Source organism: Octadecabacter sp. R77987 (assembly GCF_042466115.1).
Classification (GTDB): domain Bacteria; phylum Pseudomonadota; class Alphaproteobacteria; order Rhodobacterales; family Rhodobacteraceae; genus SW4.
The window spans coordinates 1,881,415-1,904,014 of the sequence record NZ_JAXHBQ010000001.1; the positions used below are offsets into that span (position 1 = coordinate 1,881,415).

A 22,600-nucleotide genomic window follows, 5' to 3' on the forward strand; every position below is an offset into this window, starting at 1 on the left:
AGGCCAACAACTGCCAAGTTTGAAGGGGAATACGCGGTCAGTTTACGCATGCCCGACCCCGTGCAGATGGGCGCGTGCGCCCAAACTGCCCATAATGCTGATGAAAAGCACCACCGCCCCCAGCAAAACGGCTTCGGTTACAAGCTGGAACGAAAACGCCCCAAGTGAAGAGTTGAGCAACAGGCTGACCTTGGACACAATCAGCAAACGAAACAGCAAGCCGCCAAGCGTCATGCTGCGCGCCTGCAACATCTGCTTTTCAATGCGCAGGAATGCGGTCATCACAGCGGCAAACAGCATGATCCCCAAGGGAATGCCGAACGACAGGATGCTTTCAAGCAGAAAGCCCGGTGTAACACCGTTCTGGGCACGATAAAGATAGACCTGTTCGGCGATAATCGGGCCCGTTTCCTTGTAAAATATGATCTGGTCACCCAGAAACGGTTCAAAGATGAAGCCAAATACAATCGGCCCCATCCATGGCTGCAGTTCAGCCCATGACATCACTGCGCCGATCTTGGCAAAGTCGAGGAAATACCGCGACTGCACCGCTTTTTCGACGCCAAACAAAAGCGCGTCACTCAGGGATGTCAGTTCGGCATTGGGCCGCAACGCGGAAATCAGGATCAGCGCGGGAAGAATGAACGCCGCCAACCGCAAGAAGCGCCGTATATTGAAGGTGCCCAATATCAGCTGCAAATAGATGACTTCCAAAACAAAGCTGATCAGAATTGCGCGTTGGGAAAAGACAACCGCAGGACCAATGACCGCCAAGACAACAACAAGAAACATGAGCTTGTCGATCAGGCTGCCCGTCTGGACCACGCGGATATAAAAGATCGCCGCAATCAAGTGGCAAAACACGGCAAGACGCAACAGGACCCAGGTCAGACCCCTCTCGCCCAACTCGGACCGTTTGCCGGATAAATCCTCGATCAGGGCCTCGGCACCCAAAGACACGACCGCAAGCACGGCGGCGGCAACAAACACGGGCGCAATCAGGTAGATTGACCAATGCACCAGGGGGGCCTGCTGGCGGTCACTGGACACGTGATGAAGCGGCCCGGACACCGCAAAGGCAATGAAAGTCGCAAGGGTGGCGGCGACAACAATCGTCAAACCCAGCGAAATAACCCGCGCCGGTTCCGCATATCCAAAGAAGTGAACGACAGCGTCCGCGCCCAGCGCCGGTGCGTCGGTTGCATAAAGCACGTAAGGCAGCCGCACCGTAAACTCGAATACCGCCAGAACCACAACGAACAACAACAGCGGCGAAATGATCCGTCGGTCTTTGGTCATTTGCGAACAGCCCCCATTAGGAATGCAAACGCAGCAGCAGACCCTGCATAGGCGATGTAAAGCACCATAAGCGAAATTTCCCAAGGACCAAACAGGCATAGGGCCGCGGCCACGGCGACCAACACCAGTTTGGCCACAAATGCCAGACGATACCCTTGCACACGGTTGGTCATGTAGAGGAACAACAGGCCGATCCGGTCGCACATGACAGCGCCAATCAGGATCGACGGCAAGATCACGGGCGCATTGACGGCGGGAAAGGCAACGGCATTCAACGGTTGCCATGCCACCAGAACAAAAACGCCGTAAGCCAAGCCCGCGCCGCAGAACAGGAAAACGCGACGGACAAAACCAGCCGTATCAAACGCGCGCCGTTCGCGGTCGAAAATCGCGCGCGCATCGGCGCGGTAGATCACGGCAAACAGCGTCGAAATCGGACTAAGAACCCAAGTGGCACAGACGCCGGACACAATGATCATCGTTTGCAGATCAAGGTGGGACAGCATGTAGCGATCCCATTGGAACGTGAACCCCGTCACGGCAAAGAACGCAAGCAACCACACCAGTTCGCCGCGTGCGGGAACAAAGGCGGGGGGCCTGGCCTGCGCCACACCCGACCACCGCGCCGCAATGGCAGGAACAACCGCGAACAGGACCGACCCGCCAAGAAATGCGACGGGTCCACCGAATTGCAACAATAGCCAAACCATGCCAAGCCGCGACACTGCCGTCAAAGCCGGCACAGCGGCGTGCGCAATGCCCGACCTGTCAAACTGCAATCCCGCCAGTGTCGTCGTGCCACGAAATGTCAACGGGATAGCCAGCGCATATAGCAGCGTATCAAACCAGGGGATCATACCCGCCCCGATCAGACGCAACAGCGCGACACCCAGCACGAATGCCGCAATATCAAGCGTGGCGTCGCCGCGGCCAATGTGGGTCATGCGAAACCGCAACTGCATCCGAAACTGCGACAGCAATGCCGTCAGTGGAAAGAACACAGCCTGAAACAGGAAAAACTGCGCGGCCTGCGGTTCGTCCCCGGACCGGACAATCAGAACGACAATGATCAGCGACGCGATCAGGTTCGCCGCAACATACACCGCCGAGACAGCAAGCCGTGTCATGCGTAGCCAAACCGGTCAAGCAATGCACCGGCGTCCTTTTCGACAAGCGCAGCCTGCTTGGCCGAGAGCACATCCTGCCAGCCGCCAACCTTGCCCTTGCGCACGAAATGCGCGCCATCTTTTCCCGTGCGCTGTTTCAGAATTTTGTTGATGTCATGGGCCGCGGCAACGCGGCGCAAGCGGTCGGCGGGCACTGCAAGGCCCAGCCCGTCAAAGATACCGGTCAGCGCCGCAACCGTATCTTCGCGCAGGTCCTCGTAACGCACGATCAAGGTGCCCTCGCGCGATGGGTCACGATAAAAACCACCCCATGTGTAGGCCGGCACAATCGGATCCGTGACCATCCTTTCGATAAACCTGTCGCGCGCCGCAGCTTCGGTTTCGGCACCCGCAAAGACATGCTTGTTCATCAGGTTGACCGCCGGACTGTTAAAGCCATCACCCTGAAACGTCCGGCGACAATGGTGGAAATAGGATTCCGCCACATCGCGCGGATCGCGCACAACTGTGATCTGTCGGGGTGCGGCCAGTGACAGGCGGTGATGCTTGATAATCGCATTGCCAAACCACGGGTAGGTGTTGTCATCAAAGCGCCAATCCAGACAATCCGACAACATCCGACACAGCCACGTCCCCCCCGATTTCGGAAATTCGTTCACGTTGATTGCCTGAAACATCAACGGATTCACCCTTTGATGCACACGCCGCCAGAGGGACCTGACAAGAACCGGATGGCGCTCGATCAGCTTAAACATCGCCCACCTGCGCAATCAAATGTCTCCATTTGCCAAGGATGATCGGCTGTTCAACCGCGCGCGCATGATACGCCTGCACGTGCGGGCGCAGATCCGACCCTGCCAGCAGATCGCTGAGGGCGTTGGCAATGGCATCGGGCGTGGGCGCTGCAGGCACAACGCCAAGCTTTTCATCTGTGATCGTCTGCGCTAGCTGGCTGTCGGGTTCGACCAGCGCAAGCATGGGCAGGCCCAGTCCGATATACGTCAGCACCTTGGACGGATAGGACACGCGATAGATATCCGCAGAGAGCGAGACCAAACCCACGTCGGCGCCCGCGATCAACCCGCGCGCCTGCGCAAAGGGCAGGAACGGTCCAAACCGCACCTGCGGATGGTCGCCCCAGCGCGCGGTCAGGTCGACCAGCGCATCGCCGTCTCCCAAAAACAGCAGTTCGGTGTCCGGTGTTCCGCTGATTGCCTGCACGGCCCCTTCGGCCAGCAAGGGCAGGTTCTGGAACCGGCCAAGGTTCCCGGCAAAGATAACGCGCCGCACACCATCGGGTTTGCGCAGGTTTTCCGGCGCTGCGTCATTTGCTGCAAAGGTATCAAGCGCCACATTGTTGATGATGGCGATTTCAGGCAACGCGCCGCTGGTTCCGTCAATTACCGTTTGGCGCATATCCTGCGACAGAACGACAATCGCCGCCGCCGATCTGCGCGCGATCCCGTCAAGCCAGCGCATGATCCCGACAAAGGGCGCGCGCCCCATACGCCCACCTGCGTAAACCGACACATCCGGGTGAACGTCCTGCATGTGGTAGATGAACTTGGCCCCGACAATCCGCGCCGCCAGTGACGCGGACAACCCTGCCACGACGGGTGGAAATGTCGCGGCTGTCACCACATCGGGACGCTGGCGCAGGATGTGGAAAAACAGCGCGATACAGTAGATCAGGACATTTGCGATCCGCAGCGGCATGTTGCCCTTGCGTTCAGCGAAAACCCAGACCCGGCGCACCTTGACCTGCCCCAGGGTTTCGGACCGTGGCGCGCCTTGTGCACCCCGATAGGACGGCACCGAAGCAAAGACCCGCACATCATGGCCCGCATTGGCCAGGTCATCGGCAATCGTGCGTAACATCACCGCATAGGGCGCCGTGTCTGGCCAGAAATAGCGATGGGTCAGCAGGATTTTCATACGACATGCTTAGCTGTTGGCAACACGCCGGAACGTAAAGCCGCGATCGTCGTCACCCAGATATTCATAGCCAAATTCAACCATGGATTCGGCATAACGATCACCCGTAACAGCGAGCGAGATATACTCCGGCCCGCCTTTGGCCAGCAAGTCCGACATGCCGTGCAGGATTTCCAGCTCGGCACCGTTTGTGGTGATTGAAATGACCTTGGGCAGGGGCAAGGCGTGTTCGGCGAACACCTTGTCCACTGTCGTGACCGGCACATCGACGCGATGATAGCCACGGCGGCGCATTTCTTCGGGGGTCGCTTCGGACAGTTCAACCATGACGGCTGATGCGGGATGTTTTTTGGATTCGTAGAACGACAAGGTCGTATCAGACGACCAAGCACCCGCATTGACGACGATCAGCCGGTCAGAGAACCCGTTGCGCGCGCCATAAGCCTCCATGGCGCGACAGTTGTCGCTGTCCGGCTCCATGACGACCAGCTTGCCGTTACCCGATACCAGATTCATGAAATAGGCGGACCGCGAGCGACCAACCTTGAGCAAGTCTGCGGGCGCACCGATCTGAACGACAACATCATCGGTTTCGATCAGCGAATAAGGGATCGACGCCTTGCGCGCGCGCAACCCCATTTTGTACTTCAACTGTTCGGGCAATGCACCCAACACCCATGATGCCGGGCGGGTCGCGATACGCCAGACACGCTCGGGTATCAGAAGTTTGGTGCGCAGGATCAGGCCGCGATCAGATTTCGATGTCATGTTCAGTTCCGTTCGTTTGTTCGGGGTCGGGTAAACCAGATGGGCCCAAGTGTCTATTCTAATGGCGCGCCAGTTGATGCCATGGCATCGCGGATTGCACATCGGTTTCGTTGATCGCGACAGGCCGTCCCGCAAGAAGCAGCGCAATGGTCTTGGCCGTGCGCAACAAGACGCCCAAGTCGCGGGCAAATGTCCTGCGTTCAAGATAGGCGCGGTCGATCGCGAGTTTCTGCGGCATCACATCGTTGATGTAATGGGTTTCGGGATCGTCCTGCGCGATCTGGTCTTCGGCCGTGGCATAGTAATAGAGCGATCCCGGACTGGTCACACCCGGACGCACGCGTAGGGTTTCCATCATCCAGTCCGTATAGGCCGATTGCACGATTTCAGGCGCTTCGGGGCGCGGACCAACCAGCGCCATCTGCCCGATCAAGACATTTACCAGTTGGGGCAATTCGTCGATCTTGGTTTTGCGCAGCAGATTGCCAAACCAGAATATCCGCGGATCCCGCCCTGCGGTGATGACAGGCCCACCCGCCACGACCCGCATCGTGCGAAACTTGATCATGCGAAACGGTTTGGCGTCCTTGCCGATCCGCGCCGCTTGATAGAACACGGGGCCGCGTGACGACACAAGAATGCCTATTGCCGCGAACAGCAACAAGGGCGCGGTCACGATCAATCCGATCAACGCAACGCAGACATCAAAAATCCGCGTGATCATGTCAGCGCCGCCCGTACAGTGTCGATCACGTAGTCCTGTTCGTCATCTGTCATCGCCATGAACAGCGGCAGCGACACACAGCGCTCGAAATAGACATCTGCTGCGGGGAACACCGCGTTGCCACTCAGGCCCGACCAATAGGTCATCTGATGCAGTGGGCGGTAATGCACCGAGGTGCCGATACCGGCATCACGCAAAGTTTCGATCAAGGCATTGCGATCCTGTGGCGCACCCTGATCGACCTGCACGATGTAAAGGTGCCAGGAATGGCTGTCCCCCGGCGCTGCATGTGGCGGCAAGGTCAGGGGCACGTCCGCAAATGCCGCATCATAGCGCGCGGCAAGCCGCTGTCTGGTCGCGGCAAATTCATCGACGCGGGTCAATTGCACACGTCCCATCGCCGCGGCCATATCCGTCATGTTGTATTTGAAACCGGGTGCGACGACATCGTAAATCCAGCTGGCCTTGGTATCGGTAAAGCGGTTGAACACATCGCGGTCGATCCCGTGCAAACGCATCGTGCGACAGCGCTGTGCAATGTCGGCACTGCGCGTGGTCAGCATCCCGCCCTCGCCAGTGGTCATCGTCTTGTTCGCGTAAAAACTGAACGCGGTGACATCAGCAAAATCAGACCCGATCAATTGCCCCGCGTGCCGCGTTGGCAAGGCATGCGCGGCATCGTCGATGATGAAAATCCCGTGCTGATCAGCAAGTGCGCGCAGCGCCGTCATGTCACAGGCTCGCCCTGCAAAATGCACCGGCATGATCGCCTTGGTGCGTTCGGTAATCGCATTGGCAGCGGCCTGAATGTCGATGCACAACGTTTTCGGGTCCATGTCCACAAACACAGGCCGCGCGCCCAAGTAACGCACGACTTCGGCGGTGGCAGTAAACGTCAGGGTCGGCACGATCACCTCGTCGCCCGCGCCGATCCCCAGCGCCTCAAGGCCAAGGTGAAGCGCAGCAGTCGCGGAATTAACCGCAATTGCTTCGACGTCATTGCCGATGAGTGCAGCAAATTCGGTCTCGAACGCGCCTGCATTTGGACCCGTTGTCAGCCAACCCGAGCGCATGCATTCACTCACGGCCGCGATTTCCGCATCGCCGATGGAGGGGCGAAAAAAGGGCACGCTGGTAATCGTCATCTACTTGTATCCATGCTGCGCGAGGGGCTGCGCGAGAATCTTGTTGATTGTATCTATATCGGCTTGGGGCAGGCCTTCCCACAGTGACCCCTGCGATGTGGACACCCGTGCGCGCCATGTCGCCACAATTGCATCAGGGTCACAAAGTCCTAGCCAATCCACCAACCCACGCAGCGCCGCTTCGTCGTTCACCAGGTCTTCGTAGCGGATTTCATAAACACGGGGGCGGGGAATTTGGGCCAAGTCTTCACCTGCTTGCGTCACGGAGTTGCGCCATTGCCAGGCGCAGACAGCAGCCAACCCCCGGGTGGTGGCGATCTGGTCAATACCGTCGAAACGCGGCCCCCAAACGTTGCCACCCTTGCGCCCCGAAAACAGGCCGCGCAGGATATTACCCGCAAACCAGACAGCGTAACCGATGTTTGACAGCGGCATCTGGCGCAGCTTGACCAGCAACGCGCGCCAGTCGGGTTTCGCCTGCCACATCCGCATCGCGCTTTCGGTCACATCGCGCCCGTCCCGGATCAGATGGACATAGCGCGCATCCGGGTAAACGGCATCGACAAAGGGGACGCGCAGCGTGTTCGAAACAGTCTTTTCGATCACACGTTGGCCCGCTTCGGGTTTGGCAATTCGCGCAATTGCAGCACGGATAAATCCGATCCGTTTTGGCGTTAAAGCCGCAGGATCAAGCCGGTCTGACGGTGCATCGCCAGCGCCATAACGCCAGATGTAATTCACGTCATAAGGCACCGCCGCCAGATCTTGCGAGACCGCCAAAACATCGCGCAGGAACTTGGTCCCCGACCGCGCCGCACCGATCAAGATGACAGGGGATGCGTCAGCCGTCGTCATGGGTGCGAATACCGTCCCACTGATTGCTGAGCTTGGCAGTGCCAAGGATCAGGTTCACCACCCGTTCCGCCGTGTTCGTGATGCAATAGTCGGCAGGCACGGGGTACGGCGTGCCAAGTTCCGCCCGTTCGGCAAACCCCTGTGTCACCGCGGCAACGCCACCAAGAATCGTCGCCGGATCAAGGCCCGTCATTATAATACAGCCCACGTCCAGCGCTTCGGGGCGTTCGATCGCGTCACGCGGGGTGATCGCGGGAAAGCCAAGTATTGAAGACTCTTCAGCGATGGTGCCGCTATCGGACACCGCGCAGAACGCCTGCATTTGCAGGTGGTTGTAATCGTGGAACCCGAACGGTTTCATATACTGCACGCGCGCATCCAACGCCTGCCCCTCCAGCGCATCCAGCCGCTTGCGCGTGCGCGGATGGGTCGAGACGATCACCGGCATGTCGTGGGTTTCGGCCAACAGGTTCAGCGATTGCACAAGGGCTGTCAGACGGGCAGCACTATCGACGTTTTCCTCGCGGTGCAGCGAGACGATGAAATAGCCGCGCGCTGTCAGCCCAAGGCGGGACAGCACATCGGACGCCTCGATCTGCGCGCGGTATGTGTCCAGAACTTCGCGCATCGGTGAACCCGTCAGATAAATCCGGCGATGCTGGATACCTTCGGACAGCAAGTGCCGGCGCGCGTGTTCCGTATAGACCAGATTGAAATCGGCTATGTGATCGACGATCTTGCGGTTGGTTTCTTCGGGAACGTTGCGATCAAACGACCGGTTTCCCGCTTCCATGTGATAGACGGGCACCTTCATCCGCCGCGCCATAATCGCGGAAATGGCGGAATTCGTATCACCCAGCACCAGCACCGCGTCGGGCTTTTCCACCGCGATGACACGTTCGCTTTCGGTCAGGATCTTGCCCATCGTTTCGCCAAGGGTTCCGCCGCCCGTGCCAAGAAAATGATCGGGTTTGCGCACGCCAAGATCTTCGAAAAAGACCTCGTTCAGTTCGTAGTCATAGTTCTGGCCGGTGTGGACGATCACCTGTTCGGTATAGCGATCCAGCCGATCCATCACGCAAGCAAGGCGGATAATTTCAGGGCGGGTGCCAAGGATGGTCATGACTTTCAGCTTTTGCATCACAAGGCTCCTCGCACCGGATCGGCGAATGTATCAGGGTTTTCGGGATCGAACAGATCATGGGTCCAGAAAAGCGTGAGCAACGGTCCCTCGCCCACGTTTTCAATTGAATGGGTGTGCAGCGTAGGCATGTCGACGGGTGCGGGCGCAGCACCGTTCACATGGTATTCCCAAACCGCATTACCCAACACGGGGCGGATGCGGATCACGGCCTCGCCCTGCACCACCAAAAAGCGTTCCACCTTGGTCAGGTGGAAATGGTCGCCCCGCGTCACGCCGGGTTCGGTTGTTGACAGGAACGTTTGCCCGCCACCGCCGCCCTTGACCGCCTCGAACAGGGTGCCGCGCGCGTCGGTGTTCAGTTTCAGCGGGCGGGGCCAGCCATCGGGGTAGGTCGCCGTGCGGTAGCAATTGAACAGGGCAACGGTGAAATCATCAGACAGATCAGCATAAATGTTGTGCGTGTAGCTGTCGTGGAACGCCGATAGCATCGCGAACAACTCCGGCACGGGCGTCACGCGGCCCTGCGGCGCGATCTGCCCTGTTGTGCCATTCACGACCGCATCAATCGCCGCCTGTGCTGCCACGCCTGCGTGGACCAGCTGCACCTTGCCATCAGGGTTGACGTCGGGCGTTTCGCCCTTGAGAATTTGATCGATCAGCGTCGCGGTGACGTTGTTGTAATATGGCCGTGCACCTTCGCCGAAGATGTGGGGCAGGATCAGGTCGGTGAATATTCCCACGCCTGCCAATATCGCCGCCGCACCGGATTTTGAGCGGCCATAAGGCGTGTCCGTCTGCGCGTGGATCGAATTGGCATATACGATATGCGGGGTGACTTGCGCCGTGCCACAGGCATCGACCAACCGCTGGGCAATGGCAGGGTTCGCATTCTCAAGCACATCGTCAGGCGCGCGGTTCACCCCTGCGAAATGCAGCACCGCATCCGCGCCCGCGAGCGCCGCTGCCAGCGCGGCATCATCGTCGAAACCCGCGTGATCCAAAGTCACCAGATCAAATGGTTCCACCGCACCCCTGAACCGCGCCGCGCAGTTTTGCGCGTGCAGGCGGATCGCCGCGTGCCGACCGATCAGGCCGCCAGCACCTGTGACGACGACCTTCACTTGCTTTCTGTCCACAAAGCCAACTCGTCCTGAATCTCGGGTAGGGTCAGCAACAGGTCTTTGGTGGCGGAAACGTCCAGACGCTTGGTGTTGTGGGAATGATAGTCCTCAACCTCGCCCGGCAGTTCTTCGCCCTCGGAAAAATAGGCCGAGTAATTCAGATCGCGTGCATCGCTGTGGATGCGGATGTAATCGCCAAGGTCTTCGCCCTGCGCCAGTTCCTGCGCACTGGCGAGGGTTTCAAAAAGCTTCTCACCGTGGCGCCAGCCGATGACCTCGACCGGATGATCGGGCACATCGAACAGTTCCAGCATCGCTGTCGCCAGATCGCCAATTGTCGATGCGGGGGCTTTTTTGATGAATTTGTCGCCTTGGGCGGCGTGATCGAAGGCATAGCGCACCAGTGCCACGCTATCGCGCAGCGGCATCAGGAAACGGGTCATTTCCGGCGCGGTCAGCGTGATCGGATTGCCCGCTTTGATCTGGCGCACAAACAGCGGAATGACCGACCCACGCGAATACATCACATTGCCATAGCGCACTGTGGAAATGGTCGTTTTCGCATCCGGCCCAATTTCGCGCGCGGCAGACGCGGCCAGCTTTTCCATCATCGACTTGGAGATGCCCATGGAATTGATCGGAAACACCGCCTTGTCCGTGGACAGACAGACCAGCGACCGCACACCAGCCTCGATCGCGGCGCGGATCACGTTGTCCGAGCCGATGATATTGGTGCGCACGGCCTCCATGGGGAAAAATTCGCAGGACGGCACCTGTTTCAGGGCGGCGGCGTGGAACACGCAGTCAACGCCTGCCATGGCCCGCTCGACGCTGGTCTTGTCGCGGATGTCACCGATGTAGAACCGCACACGGCTGTCGCGCAGATCATTGCGCAGGGCGTCCTGCTTTTCTTCGTCGCGGCTAAAGACACGCAGTTCCTGCACCCCTGCCGCCAGCAGTTCACGCAGCATTGTTTTACCAAACGAACCTGTGCCCCCGGTGATCAAAACCGATTCTGGAAGTTGGGTCATACGCAGCCCTCATAAAGAACAAGAAGGCTGTATCGCCTTGCTGGCGCACTCCTATAGCACAAGGCGCTTTATGAAAAGGAGCGTATGGCGATGTGCGGCCAAAGGTGGACAAAGCGCGCATTACGCCATTATGCTGACTTATTGTATAGAAATCAAAGTTTTTGGGGGAAAACATGACAACCTTTACATCATCATTCGTGTCCGTGACGACAAAACCCGACACCGGCGAAGTAACAGCACTTATTCCGGGGGCCACCGTCGAGATCGTCTATCCTGACGGACAGTCGACGTATTCCTACACAAGCCTCGGGGTCAATCCGGCGGGCACTGGATATGACGTTGACGTCGAACCGCTGCCGGTCAACTTGACGATCAACGGCGAGAATGCGTTCGAATGGAACGGCGGCACTGGCCCCGAAATCGGCATGACGACGATTTATTGGAATGATGGTGCTGCACGCGCGACCCATGTGCTGTCGTTTTACGATGCCGCCACGGATCAGGCGGCCATCGTGATCATTGGCGGGGATGCGATTCCGAATTTTGCCTCTCTCGGCGATTTCGGCGGTTGGGCTGCGGCAACCGGTGCCTTCTTTGATCTGCCCGCTGTCGGGTCCGGCTTTGAACCGGGTGACGATATCCCGATCCTTGGCGGCACCTATATCACGTCGACAGAGGATGATTTCATTCAAGGCACTGACCTTGCCGATACCATCGACGCCGGCATCGGAAACGACACCATTCAAGGTGGTGATGGCAATGATTCCATCGCGGGCAACAATGGTGACGATCTGATGATCGGTAACGAAGGGAATGACCAGTTCAACCTTGGATTTGGCAGCGATACCATCGACGGCGGCAATGGCGTTGATAGCGTCACGGCGTTTCTTTTCGGATTCTCTTCAGGTTCAATATCGTTCAACATGTTGACTGGCGCCCATATCTGGGTCGGCAATCCGGCCGAGACTGATCTGATTCAGAACGTCGAAAACTATTCGATGTTTGGCGAACTGGATTTGACTGTCATCGGCACAGCAGCCGCCAACCAGATCGTTTCAACTGGCGATGGCGACACAACGATCAATGCGGGGCTCGGGGATGACTCTCTATCCTTGGGGTCAGGAGGCGGTTCAAACACCCTTCGTGGCCAAGGTGGTGAAGATACCATCTACGGCGGAAGCGGGTCTGACAGCATATACGGCGGCATCGGCGAAGACGTGCTTTCGGGCGATGATTTTTCTGGCCTTTATGGCGGTGGCGATGACTATATCCTTGGCCAGGGCAATGACGACAGCATCTATGGCGGCGTTGGCGCGGATTCACTGTTTGGTGGCTCTGGCAATGACGAGATATTTGGCGGGGACGGCAATGACGACCTGCGCGGTCAGGGCAACAACGACACCTTGGATGGCGGCGCAGACGACGACAAGCTGTTCGGCGCGGCTGGCATTGATACGCTTTATGGTGGCGACGGTAATGACAGCCTGTTTGGTGGCAATGGTGCCGATGTGCTGAACGGCGGCGCGGGCAACGACGTGATGAGCGGGGGCAACCAGCCCGACACCTTTATCTTTGAAACCGGCAGTGGCACCGACCGGATCAACGCCTATGAAACCGGCACGGATTCAATCCAGCTGGACGATGATCTGTGGACCGGCACGCTCACGGCGGAACAGGTCGTGGCCAACTTCGGCAGCCTGAACGGGACGGGAACCATCCTGACGCTGACCTTCACGGGCGGCGAAGTCCTCGAAATCCAATCCGCAGGCGGGCTTGATCCGCTGCTGGTGGACGACGATATCAGCTTTATCTGACGCGCGGGCGGCAGCGCTAGCGCGTTGCCGCAGCACCTGCCGTGATCAGGGACGGGGTAAACTGCTGAATGACGCGGCCCCAACGGGTAATCGGCTGTTCCGCAACAAAGATCACATCATTCGGGCGCAATTCAAACTGCGTCGCAAGAATCATGTTTACTGCGTTCGAGCCGTCCAGATGCCACGCCGTCACCGCATTGAAATCGCGCGGATTGGTCGAAGCGCGCAGCACATAAATCTGCGAGACATTGGCCGTTTCGGTTGGAATGCCTTCGTTTTCAAATAATGCATCCGCAAGCGTCGCGCGTGTTTCAAATGGCAGCGGATACCGTCCCTGCTGACCCACCTCGCCGGACAGATAGACATAGTCGCGCTGCACGGCACCCAGATCCACACGGTCACGGAAATTCTGGCGCTGTTCGTTCAAGGCACCACGGCGGATCGCGATTTCGGATTCCAGTTCTGCCAGCGCCTGACGGCGCGCGTTCTGGCGGAACTCGGCAACCTGAATTTGTTCCTCAAAATAGGCTTGCGCCTGGGCCAGTTCGTATTCCGTATCCACAAAGATGGAATCGCCATCAATCAGCGCAACGCGCTGCAGTGAGCGGTTGGAATAAAGTTCGCGCAGCGGAATTTGGTAAAGCGTGCCATCGCGATAAATCCGGATCGACACGAAATCCTGATCTGGCGCGGTGATGCCACCCGCCTGCGCAAGGGCTTCTTCAAGGTAAAGCGGTGTCAGGCGGATCGGCACCACGGCGGGCGAAGCCACAGCGCCACCAATCGTCACACGCTTGGAATTGAACTCGGCGACCTCAAGGCTGAAAGACGGTTCAATCTGGTTTTCAACCAATGCGCCGAAAACCACGGACTCGGCTTCTTCTAGGGATAGGCCCGCAACAGCGATACGGCCTACATCAGGGATCGCGATCTGGCCATCGTCCTGCACGGTGTAACCTTGGCGGCGGTTCTGGGCCGCAAGCAGACCGCTTAGTTCCTCGACCGTCGAACGCCCCGAGGGTGTAGCAAGCACCAGCACATCGCCCACGCCGATCGTATAGGGTGTCGGTTGCACCGCTGGCGGCACGCGTGTTTCAAGGGCGGTCGGGCGGCTTTGCGGTTCAAAGACCGTGTCCGGAATTGCGCCTGCGCCGCGCAACCCCGAGCCAAAACCCGCCGTCTGATCGAATGCTGCGGGCAGTTGGCGCGGCGCATAGGCTGTCGCGCGATTCGCGATCATCACGCTTTGGGCCGTCATTGATGCAACGCGCACCGGCACATCTGCATCAGTTTGGCTTACCTCGGGCGAGATATAGGCAGAGCCGCATCCGGCCAACATCGCCACAACAAGCAGCATCCCAGAAATTCGCATTTCGCCCCCGTTTCATACCATCCGTCGCGCACGCGTCTGGCACGTCCTGCACCGAAGTTATAGCCAAAAAAATTGGGCGGGCAGTGGCTGCCCGCCCAATCATTAATTCCATACTTGCAGTGGCTTAGGTGCCGCTGCCACCGCCGAGCGAACCACACAGAAGCAAGCAAACCACGACAGGAACAATCAGTTCAGGGCGCAGGCTTGGCGATCCGGTGTTCTGCACGGGGATCACCATTTCTTCGGTTGTTTCCTGATATGGCTCAAGGTTGCCAGCGGTCGCCGAAACTGCCGACGAGGTAACAAGTGCCAGAGCGGCGAGTGTTGCTTTGATACGCATGGGTGACTCCAAAAATTAACACGACTTGCTCTTGGTATAGCCACGATTCACCATCTTCACAACTGTGAAGTAGGTGTTTCTACAGTTTGAGTATCTCGGCGTAGCCGATCACAGGCGACACCCATTGCCGCGACTGCCAAATCGTTCCGGCCCCGTCAATCCAGTAGATATTCGTAAACGAGGTGTCAGGGCTGACACAGTCTTCCTGCACCTGTGTGGTCCGGTAACTGCGTTCGAAAATCTCGATGGTTTCGGGGCCGACGACACGCACATCACATTGATAGCTGTGGCGTTCGATCTGGTTTAGCCCGTTCAGGTAGTCATGCACGCGCACAGCACCTCCACCTGACTGCAAGATGGGGCGGATATCGTCGACGTCAGCCGCCATCAGATCAGCCCCCAGACTGCGCGTCGCAATCAGCAACCCTTCTTCCAGCGTCACGCTGACAAGGTCGCGTGTCACATATGTTGCCTTGCCACGGCTTTCTTCAAACAGCGCAATTGGCACAGCCACGCCTGTTGCAGGCAAAGCCACAAGAATCTGCGGGCGTTCGTTTTGTTCGATCGCTGCTCGGGTCAGGCCTTGTGCACCTGCCGTGGCCGCCTGGTCTGACTGCCCGGACGGGATCAAACCGCGCACGAAGCTGGCACCTGGCATCGTTTCGTCTGCTAACGGCCCGCAAGACGACAGCGCCGCGATCATCAAGGCCGTCAGCGAGAGACGCAAAACGTTCATCTCCAGAACCTCCCCCAGCCGTTTTCAAGATCACCCACATGACCATCGCGCACGACCTCGTAAAGGCGGCCGTCAACATTCAGACGCGCGCCGCCATCACGGGCAAGCGAGCTAAGGTTGGCTGTCAGATCCGTGCGGCTAGGTTGTCCGATCAGGGCATCGGTTGGAATTGTGACGCGAATGCCCTTGTCAAACGACCCTTCACCAAAAGCCTCGAACGGTGCATCCGTCAGCGTGGCATATGCCCCCACCCGCCAGCCGTTTTCAAATTCCCGATCCAGCGCGACCGTGGCCCCCCAATCGCCCGCAAGGTAGCGCCCCGCATCAAGTTGGCCGTGAAACCCGTTGCCAAAGTCATAATAGGCCGACACATGGCCCGTCACGATGTCGTAGTCCTGAAAGCCAAGACCCATGTCAAAATCGCGTTGCACCGCATAGTTCAGCTCGGCCCCAAGGGCGAGACGGCTTTCGACAGGCTTCCACAGAATTTCACCCGACACGCCCCCAAACATCCGCTCAAGATAGCCAACCGTGACGCGGCTATAGAGGTTTTCGCCGGGGCGGCCGTAGTAAGACAAAGTCAGGTTTTCGATGCCGATCTGACCCACATCACCATATTGCGCACCTTCGCGCCGCACGGGCGGCAAGGTCGAGGGTGAAATGACACCATCTGCACGATTGCCCGTTATCGGAAGGCGCAAAGCGCCCGCAAGCACCAGATTGGGTTGGATCGTATAGCGTCCCGACAGCTCTAAACCTATGTCAGCAAGCGCAGGCTGATCACCATCGAACAAGGCCACTTCGGTATAGGGCGTCAGCCCCCACAAAAAGGCAGGTCCGGCCGGGTCTGCATCAACCAAACCGTCAGACCCTCCCGCTTCACCAATCCGGGCGCGGGCAAATGATGTCCACGCAGCGTCCGGCTCGTTTTCAAGGTCTTCCATGTCGCGGCGCTGGATCGTGGTGGCGGACACAGCAATGCCACGCTGCATGGGTTCCAGCACAAAGGTATCAACCGAAGCGGGCGCCAGTTGCGTCAGGACGCGCGCAACACGGCCAATCGCCTGTGCCTCGGCGCGGTACCGCGTATTTGTATACCGCACACGCATCCGCTGATCAGTGATTTCAGAACTATCAAGGATGATCCCGTCACGGGCCAGAACCTCGGCCAAAGTTGCGCGGATTTCGCTGGCAGGTTCGGCGGTGCGATCCCAGCTTGCCGCCGCAGCCCGATCCTGCGCGCGCACGGCGACAGGGATCGGCGCGACATCAAGGCCGCTGACGTAGTCTGCGCCGCGCGGATTGAAATAGGTGGTCGCGCTGAAGCCAACTTCGCTTCCATAAAGATAATAAACGCTCAGCGCATAGCCGGGGCGCGGTTGATATGTCAGTCCAACGTTGAAAGGGGAATTGGCGGTAAACGTACCGTCAGCAGTTTCTTCGACGTAGGCATCCGACGAATACTCAAGCTTGAGGGTATAGTCGGGATTCACCCGCCATTCGACGCCGCCAAAAACAGCCGCATCGCCGCGGAAATACTGATCAAACGCAACATCGCCCCCAAGACCGAAGTCATTGAAAGGGCGCACCTCGAAGCTGGCGTCAAGCACACCCAAAGGGTTCGTGAATCCGTTGCGCGTTCCCATGCGCCCCCACCCAAGACCCGCGGTGACCCGCACATCAGGTGTGACAGTCTTGGTCGCGACCACATATTCGGAGCTGTAAAGGCCTGTGCCCAGAAAATCGCGCAAACCGATGGCAAAGGCAGGGCGGATACGCCCCTCGTCAGCGATCTTGTAATGGATGTCGAAACTGCGATCAAAAAGGTCATCAGTCCCCGGCCCGGTGAATTCGTCAAAGCGGGAATATCGAAACGTGCCGCTCAGGCGTGGCGCGATCTGAAAAGTGAACGCCCCGCGTTGTTGCAGCGCAAATCCGCCGAGCGTCACACCGATCTCGCCATCTGGTGCCACGCCTGCGCTTGGCATCTCGATCAGGCCCGGGGTGCCGAAAATCGTGTAGGTTGAGCGCCAATCGTCAGCCTGCGCGCCAAAAGCGCCGCAAAGTCCCAAAGCAAGGGCCGAAACGCCATGTCTGGCGATTTGCATAACACTACTCATGACCGATCTCCGACACGTTCGGAGCGACCCTATAGCAGCAATCCTGACCAAGAAAGAGACGTGCCCGCCAAAAGTGACGGGCACATCGAATGTGGCGACAATGCCACCCTACACGGGTGCTAGCCGATCATGGCACCCCACATGGCCGTGTGATTGGCGCCGAAGTATGAATCGTAAAGGCGGCTAAAGCCCTGCAATTCGACAGTGTCACCTGCGTTCAGCAATTCAAGCGTGTGGGTTGTCATGCCGGTGCGACCGTCCACATGACCGCCCGAGTTTTCGGCGAACGTGCCGTTGATTTCCGTCACACCGTTCTTGACCAGCCGGATCGCATGGCGCGGCACGCCAAAGTCCTTCACAAAAATGATCGACCCGCCGATCAGATAGGTCCCTGTCACCGGTGCAACAAAGCGGTTGTTCGCAGCATCAAAAACGCCCTGGGCATTGTGATCGGCGGTGTTCACGCCCAGCTTGGCCCATGTTTCGGCCAGCACAAGCTGGTCAAAGTTCATATGCGCCTTAAAGCGTGGCAGGTTGGGTTGCGCGACACGGCCACTTGCCAGATCAACGGACCAGCCATCACGGAACGTAATCCCGTCATCGGACACCGAAAGGCGGATTTCGTCAGTTCCAAACTGGCCCAGCACCGCTTTGGACGTAAACCCTGTCTGGAACGTAAACCCCAGATCATCCCCCGACCCTTCGCGGTTCAGCACCATGTTCAGATCGCCATTGCCTCCATCGCCCACCGTCACCGCCGACCAACTGGCAGCATTCAGCGTTGCCGCGAACGGCACGGCGGGGTCAATGGCCTGCCCCAACCCGATGGATTGCACATTGCCGAGTTCAGAGGCTGTCATTGCCGTCCAACCGGTCCCGTCAAACGAAACCATGACGTTGCGCGACAAAACCATCGCCCGCCACCCGGTCCGCGGCACAAGGAACATCCAGGCCCCGCCCTGCAGGATTGCCAAAGCACCCGATTGCCCGGCCCAATCACCCGTCGCACCGGGGGCAACGATGTAAACCTCGTCATCCAAGGCACCAAAGGGCGGCGCACTCTGATCGTCAGACACGACGACCAACTGCACAATCGCATCCAGAATTTGCAGCGCTTCGTTGTGGGTGACATGCTTTTGCGCCTGCGCCGGAAGGATCGTCGGCAGGGAAAGACGGTTCGTTGTATCTGGCATTTGCTGTATCCATCGGGCTGTTGCAAGTTGGCGCAACATTCCGGCAAAGCAGTTGTGGCATTCCTAAGACGGCGAACTGGCGCTATAGGTTTGGTTAACCGTTTCAATCGCGCACAGGTCCGTCATGTCACTCCTCAAGCGTCTGTTTGGTAGCAAGCCTGCCCCTGCCCCGACCGACCTAGGCGCGCCGCGGCCTTTGCAGACGACTTATGTGGTGGGCGACATCCACGGGCGCGCCGACCTGTTGCAAAAGCTGTTGTTGCAGATCGACGCAGACCGCGCAGATGACCCTGAGGCGGTGTGTATCTTTCTTGGCGATTTTGTGGACCGAGGAGAGCATTCCGGCGCGGTGCTTGATCACCTGCGCGCACGCCAATCAGAAACGCCCGCAACATTCATCTGCCTGATGGGCAACCACGAACGCATGATGCTTGATTTCATCGACCGGACGAAAGAACGCGGCCAGCGCTGGTTGCGCAATGGTGGATTGCAGACACTTGCCAGCATGGGCGTATCCGGCATCACCGAAAGCGCAGCGCCAGATCGCCTGATGGCCGCGCGCGATCAGTTGTTGGACCTGACTGAGCCGTCGATGGTTGATTGGCTCCGCACGCTTCCGACGCAATGGAACAGCGGCAATTTGGTAGTGGTCCACGCCGCACTTGATCCAAACGCGCCACCGGCAGACCAAAGCGACCGCACCCGCATCTGGGGGCATCGCGATTTTCTGAAACGCCCACGCCAAGACGGGCTTTGGGTCGCACATGGGCATACCATCACTGACCAGCCGCAATGTGTGGCCAGCCGCATCGCAGTGGACACCGGCGCATACTATTCCGGCACCCTGACGGCCGCTAAAATCAGCCCTGCTGGCACGGTCGATTTCCTGCATACCTAATCGGGATCAGTTGACAGAACCGCCACCAACGCCCAAACAAAAAAGAAAAAGGTCCGAGCATGAAGATTGCAGTTATTGGTACCGGCTACGTTGGCCTTGTGTCGGGCGTTTGCTTTTCCGACTTTGGTCATAACGTTGTCTGCGTCGACAAAGACCCCAGCAAAATCGACAAACTGAACGCCGGTCAGGTGCCGATCTATGAACCGGGCCTTGAGGAACTGATGGCCAAGAACGTCGAGGCAGGCCGCCTGTCGTTCACGCTTGATCTGCCTGCCGCACTCGAAGATGCCGAGGCGGTCTTTATCGCCGTCGGCACACCCACGCGGCGCGGGGATGGACACGCTGACCTAACCTATGTGATGGCCGCGGCCGAGGAAATCGCCACTCTCGCCAAGAATTATATTGTCATTGTCACCAAATCGACGGTGCCTGTGGGGACCAATCGCAAGGTCAAACAAACCGTGCACAAGGCGAATCCTGATCTGGCGTTTGATGTGGCGAGCAACCCCGAATTCCTGCGTGAAGGCGCGGCGATTGATGATTTCATGCGCCCTGACCGCGTTGTTGTCGGCGTGCAGACCGATCGCGCCGCCGATGTCATGGCCGAAATCTATCGCCCGTTGTTCCTGCGTGATTTCCCGATTGTCGTCACCGATCTGGAAAGCGCCGAGATGATCAAATACGCCGCCAACGCATTTCTGGCGACCAAGATCACGTTCATCAACGAAATCGCAGCCCTGTGCGAACGCACTGGCGCGGATGTGAAACAGGTGGCCAAGGGCATGGGGCTAGACGGGCGGATTGGCAACAAATTCCTGCACGCCGGACCCGGCTACGGCGGGTCTTGCTTTCCCAAGGACACCAAGGCGCTGGCCCGCATCGGACAGGAAAACGCCGTGCCGATGCAGATCACCGAAGCCGTGATCAAGGTCAACGAAGAAATCAAGCGCAGCATGGTCGATAAGTTGCTTGATCTGTGTGATGGCAGTTTCAACGGCAAGATCGTCGCCGTGCTGGGTGTGACGTTCAAACCCAACACCGACGACATGCGCGACGCCCCTGCTCTTACGATCATCCCTGCGCTGATCGGCGGCGGCGCCAAAGTGCGCGTCACCGACCCCCAAGGCCGCCACGAGGGCGAGGCACTGCTGCCCGGCGTGAACTGGGTCGAGGATGCATATAAGGCAGCTCGCAATGCCGATCTGGTCGTCCTGCTGACCGAATGGAACGAGTTTCGCGCGCTTGACCTCAAACGCATCGCCAAACACATGGCAACCCCGCGCATGGCCGACTTGCGCAACATCTACGCCAACAAGGATGCCAAAAAGGCAGGCTTCCAGTCGTATGTGTCAATCGGCCGCCTACCGATGCATTCCAGCAGCGATTGATTCAAAACCACACGAAACGCCAACATTGGGCCACCTTTCCGCCCGACCAATTGCGCGAGGCACTGTCAGCGTAACCCCAACAGGTAATGCACCACGGGGGTGATCGTTATGTCCGTTTTCAGTCACGTCGCAACCGTGGAAACCGGCCCGCATCTTGACGGGATCAGCGCCTTGGCGCTGGCCGTCATCAATGGCGAAACCTATCTCTATACCGCCAGCAAGGCCGATGGCGGGTTGTCGGCCTATCTCGTCGAAAGCACTGGCACGACATACCTCGACAAGATCGGTGCCGCCCCGAACCGCGGCACCTATGGTGTCAACGATCTGGATGTGGTCACGGTTGACGGGCAGGACATCCTTGTGCCGTCCGGCAGCTATGATGACCGGCTCGCGTTTCACGAACTGAATACCAGTGGCGAATTCGCCGGCGTAACAATCCTTGGCGCAAGCCCCAGCCTGATCGGCAACCTTGATCACTCGGTCACGCTTCAGGTCGCTGGCAAAACGTTCATGGTCTCTTCTCAGCTGGGGCAGGCGGGGTTTCAGGCCTACCAGATACGCGACAACCTGACGTTGGAGCACAAGAACACATGGGGCGACACGGCCAATACCTATGTCGGAGACATTTCCGCGCTGACATCGGCAATGGTCGACGGGCGCAGCTATTTCTTTGCGGCGTCAGCGCAGGATGCAGGCGTAACCTGCTACTGGATGGGCCAGTGGGGCAACGTCAAGGAACGTGGCTCGATCGGGGTGTCTGACGGGTTGTGGGTCTCGGCGCCCAACGCATTGGAAACGGCAACCGTCGACGGCAAGCTCTTTATCATCGTTGGCTCCGCAGGCAGCGGCACGCTAAGCGTGTTGCGCGTCAATAACTGGGGCAGCCTGTTCATCGAAGACCACGTGATGGACGACCTGAACACACGCTTTGCCGGCGTCAGTGCATTGGAAACATTCAGCATCGGGAATCGTACGTTCCTGCTGGCAGGCGGGTCCGATGACGGGTTGTCGCTTTTTGAAATCGAACCGGGCGGTAGCCTGTTTCACTTCGAAAGCATTCCTGACGAGTTGAACACAACCTTGATGGATGTCGAAACGATCACCGCGACGGTCATCAACGGCGATGCGCAGGTCTTCGTCAGTGGATCGCAGACCGGATTCACCCAGTTCACTATCGACATGGGCAATATCGCCAACACGAAATCCGGCACCGACAATGCTGACACGATCAACGGGAACGGCATGGACGATCTGATCGCAGGCAAAGATGGCAACGACACGCTGGACGGGCGCGGCGGCGATGACCGGATCATTGACGGTGCGGGCGCGGACACGATGACAGGTGGAACCGGAGCAGATGTGTTCGTCTTTACCGACGACGGGCGCATGGACATTGTCACGGATTTCACCCCCGGCGAAGACAAACTGGACCTGCGAGATTTCGCGATGCTGTATTCAATCGACCAGTTGGACATGACCCAAAAAGGTTACGGCGTGCTGATCACAATCGGTGATGACCGTTTCCGTATCGAAGCCGACAGCGGCCAGTTGCTGATCGCCGATCTGACCAATGACGACTTCCTGTTCTAG

Annotated in this window: 20 protein-coding genes; 4 read left to right on the forward strand and 16 right to left on the reverse strand. The window is 58.5% G+C overall.

The features are described from left to right. Window positions 1-42 precede the first annotated feature (42 nt). From SJY21_RS09555 to SJY21_RS09605, 11 genes are read right to left on the reverse strand one after another with little or no spacing between them, the layout of a single operon-like run. Window positions 43-1,299, reverse strand: a complete 1,257-nt coding sequence (locus tag SJY21_RS09555) for a hypothetical protein (RefSeq protein WP_377509523.1) — start codon at window positions 1,297-1,299, stop codon at window positions 43-45. Further along, window positions 1,296-2,426 carry a hypothetical protein gene (locus SJY21_RS09560; protein WP_377509526.1) on the reverse strand — a complete coding sequence of 377 codons (1,131 nt, stop codon included), beginning with the start codon at window positions 2,424-2,426 and terminating at the stop codon, window positions 1,296-1,298. The genes SJY21_RS09555 and SJY21_RS09560 overlap by 4 nt, the downstream gene beginning before the upstream one ends. Then, window positions 2,423-3,181: a sulfotransferase domain-containing protein gene (locus SJY21_RS09565; protein ID WP_377509529.1), complete on the reverse strand. Its 759-nt coding sequence runs from the start codon at window positions 3,179-3,181 to the stop codon at window positions 2,423-2,425. Before SJY21_RS09565 ends, SJY21_RS09560 begins: the two co-directional genes overlap by 4 nt. Next, window positions 3,174-4,361 carry a glycosyltransferase family 4 protein gene (locus SJY21_RS09570; protein WP_377509532.1) on the reverse strand — a complete coding sequence of 396 codons (1,188 nt, stop codon included), beginning with the start codon at window positions 4,359-4,361 and terminating at the stop codon, window positions 3,174-3,176. The genes SJY21_RS09565 and SJY21_RS09570 overlap by 8 nt, the downstream gene beginning before the upstream one ends. 9 nt (window positions 4,362-4,370) lie before the next feature. Then, window positions 4,371-5,129, reverse strand: coding sequence for an FkbM family methyltransferase (locus tag SJY21_RS09575; RefSeq protein WP_377509535.1), 759 nt, complete (start codon window positions 5,127-5,129; stop codon window positions 4,371-4,373). Between the two features lie 58 nt (window positions 5,130-5,187). Continuing rightward, entirely contained in the window at window positions 5,188-5,853 is a 666-nt protein-coding gene (locus SJY21_RS09580; RefSeq protein WP_377509538.1) for a sugar transferase, read from the reverse strand. Further along, window positions 5,850-6,998, reverse strand: a complete 1,149-nt coding sequence (locus SJY21_RS09585; RefSeq protein WP_377509541.1) for a DegT/DnrJ/EryC1/StrS family aminotransferase — start codon at window positions 6,996-6,998, stop codon at window positions 5,850-5,852. The genes SJY21_RS09580 and SJY21_RS09585 overlap by 4 nt, the downstream gene beginning before the upstream one ends. Beyond that, window positions 6,999-7,853, reverse strand: coding sequence for a sulfotransferase family protein (locus SJY21_RS09590; RefSeq protein WP_377509544.1), 855 nt, complete (start codon window positions 7,851-7,853; stop codon window positions 6,999-7,001). It lies immediately after the preceding gene. Continuing rightward, a complete protein-coding gene (gene wecB / locus SJY21_RS09595; RefSeq protein WP_377509547.1) occupies window positions 7,840-8,994 on the reverse strand; it encodes a non-hydrolyzing UDP-N-acetylglucosamine 2-epimerase in 1,155 nt (384 codons plus the stop codon). The genes SJY21_RS09590 and wecB overlap by 14 nt, the downstream gene beginning before the upstream one ends. Next, complete coding sequence (locus SJY21_RS09600; RefSeq protein ID WP_377509550.1) at window positions 8,994-10,133, reverse strand: NAD-dependent epimerase/dehydratase family protein; 1,140 nt, start codon at window positions 10,131-10,133, stop codon at window positions 8,994-8,996. Before SJY21_RS09600 ends, wecB begins: the two co-directional genes overlap by 1 nt. Then, window positions 10,115-11,149, reverse strand: coding sequence for a polysaccharide biosynthesis protein (locus SJY21_RS09605; protein ID WP_377509553.1), 1,035 nt, complete (start codon window positions 11,147-11,149; stop codon window positions 10,115-10,117). The genes SJY21_RS09600 and SJY21_RS09605 overlap by 19 nt, the downstream gene beginning before the upstream one ends. Window positions 11,150-11,322: 173 nt before the next feature. Between SJY21_RS09605 and SJY21_RS09610 the strand changes: the two genes are divergently transcribed. Then, window positions 11,323-12,963 carry a calcium-binding protein gene (locus tag SJY21_RS09610; RefSeq protein ID WP_377509556.1) on the forward strand — a complete coding sequence of 547 codons (1,641 nt, stop codon included), beginning with the start codon at window positions 11,323-11,325 and terminating at the stop codon, window positions 12,961-12,963. A 16-nt stretch (window positions 12,964-12,979) separates the two neighbouring features. Here the strand turns inward: SJY21_RS09610 and SJY21_RS09615 are convergent, their stop codons facing one another. From SJY21_RS09615 to SJY21_RS09635, 5 genes are all read right to left on the reverse strand, one after another. Further along, the gene (locus SJY21_RS09615) at window positions 12,980-14,320 is read right to left on the reverse strand and encodes a polysaccharide biosynthesis/export family protein (RefSeq protein WP_377509559.1); all 1,341 of its coding nucleotides are present in this window, start codon (window positions 14,318-14,320) and stop codon (window positions 12,980-12,982) included. 139 nt (window positions 14,321-14,459) lie between these two features. Further along, the gene (locus tag SJY21_RS09620) at window positions 14,460-14,675 is read right to left on the reverse strand and encodes a hypothetical protein (protein ID WP_377509562.1); all 216 of its coding nucleotides are present in this window, start codon (window positions 14,673-14,675) and stop codon (window positions 14,460-14,462) included. 79 nt (window positions 14,676-14,754) lie between these two features. After that, the gene (locus SJY21_RS09625) at window positions 14,755-15,411 is read right to left on the reverse strand and encodes a YjbF family lipoprotein (protein WP_377509565.1); all 657 of its coding nucleotides are present in this window, start codon (window positions 15,409-15,411) and stop codon (window positions 14,755-14,757) included. Beyond that, a complete protein-coding gene (locus SJY21_RS09630; RefSeq protein WP_377509568.1) occupies window positions 15,408-17,531 on the reverse strand; it encodes a YjbH domain-containing protein in 2,124 nt (707 codons plus the stop codon). Before SJY21_RS09630 ends, SJY21_RS09625 begins: the two co-directional genes overlap by 4 nt. A gap of 119 nt (window positions 17,532-17,650) precedes the next feature. Next, on the reverse strand, window positions 17,651-18,724 hold the full coding sequence (locus SJY21_RS09635) for a DUF2793 domain-containing protein (RefSeq protein ID WP_377509571.1): 1,074 nt from the start codon (window positions 18,722-18,724) through the stop codon (window positions 17,651-17,653). 124 nt (window positions 18,725-18,848) lie between these two features. Here SJY21_RS09635 and SJY21_RS09640 point away from each other — a divergent pair, with 124 nt between their 5' ends. The 3 genes from SJY21_RS09640 to SJY21_RS09650 all read left to right on the forward strand — a co-directional run bounded on the left by SJY21_RS09640 (window position 18,849) and on the right by SJY21_RS09650 (window position 22,600). Continuing rightward, complete coding sequence (locus tag SJY21_RS09640) at window positions 18,849-19,622, forward strand: metallophosphoesterase (RefSeq protein WP_377509574.1); 774 nt, start codon at window positions 18,849-18,851, stop codon at window positions 19,620-19,622. A 59-nt stretch (window positions 19,623-19,681) separates the two neighbouring features. Beyond that, entirely contained in the window at window positions 19,682-21,010 is a 1,329-nt protein-coding gene (locus SJY21_RS09645; RefSeq protein WP_377509577.1) for a UDP-glucose dehydrogenase family protein, read from the forward strand. 108 nt (window positions 21,011-21,118) lie between these two features. Further along, window positions 21,119-22,600 carry a calcium-binding protein gene (locus SJY21_RS09650; protein ID WP_377509579.1) on the forward strand — a complete coding sequence of 494 codons (1,482 nt, stop codon included), beginning with the start codon at window positions 21,119-21,121 and terminating at the stop codon, window positions 22,598-22,600.